The sequence below is a fragment of the Frankia sp. AgKG'84/4 genome (assembly GCF_023242965.2).
Taxonomy (GTDB): domain Bacteria; phylum Actinomycetota; class Actinomycetes; order Frankiales; family Frankiaceae; genus Frankia.
In genome coordinates this window covers 1-965 of record NZ_JALKFU020000843.1, presented here as the reverse complement: position 1 = coordinate 965, position 965 = coordinate 1, and the positions used below count along the sequence as shown (strand labels likewise).

The 965-nt window shown below is 74.9% G+C and carries 1 protein-coding gene; it reads left to right on the top strand.

The window, feature by feature from the left end; all coding sequences use genetic code 11:
* Nucleotides 1-194: 194 nt before the first annotated feature.
* On the top strand, nucleotides 195-965 hold a 771-nt coding region (locus MXD58_RS25590; protein WP_250610253.1), incomplete at its 3' end, for a S49 family peptidase.

Here is a 965-nt window from a genome sequence, read left to right as displayed (position 1 = left end):
GCTCGCGGCCGCCGAGCGGGCGGCCCGGCCGGACGGCGCGACACCCACGGCACTGCCCGCCGCACGCTGGCGGGAACTCTGGGTCGCCGTCGGCCCCGCACAAGGTGCCGCGACGGCAGATCGGTGACCGACTGATGACCGCACGGCAGCCCCGGCCGGAGAACCCGGGGAGCCGGCGGTACTAGCCTCTGAGCATGGCTGCCATCCCACGTAAGGCGCTGGCCGACGTCCGTCAGATCGCGGCCCGCCGGACGGCCCCGGTCGTCCTCGAACTCGACCTGACGGCCGACCCGGTGGAAGGCGTCCCCAGCGATCCGCTGACCCTCGCGCTCGCGCACCGCCGCACCACCCTGCGCGACGTCGTCGAGGGCCTGCGGTACGCCGCGGCGGACCCGCGGGTTCCCGTCGTCGTCGCGCACATCGCGGCCTGCGGGATGCCGCTGGCCCGCATCCAGGAGATCCGCACCGCGATCGCCGCCTTCCGCGCCGCCGGTGGCACCGCCATCGCCTACGCCGACACGTTCGGCGAGTTCGGCGGCGGCACCGGGCCGTATTACCTGGCCTGCGCGTTCGACGAGATCTGGCTGGCGCCGTCCGGGGACTGCGGCCTGACCGGCCTGGGCATGGAGACGCCGTTCCTGCGCGGGGCGCTCGACCGGCTCGGCGTGGCCGTGGAGATCGGGCAGCGCTACGAGTACAAGAACGCGGTGAACACCCTCGTCGAGCGGGACTTCACCCCGGCGCACCTGGAAGCGGTGAGCCGGATCATCGAGTCCTCGTCGGAGCAGGTCGTCGCGGGCATCGCCGAGGGCCGCTCGATGTCGCCGGACCGGGTCCGGCGCCTGATCGACCTCGGCCCGCTCGCCGGGCCCATCGCCCTGGACACCGGGCTGATCGACCGGCTCGGCTACCGCGACGAGGTGTACGACGCGGCCCGCCGGCGGGTGCGCCACGCGGGCGACGGC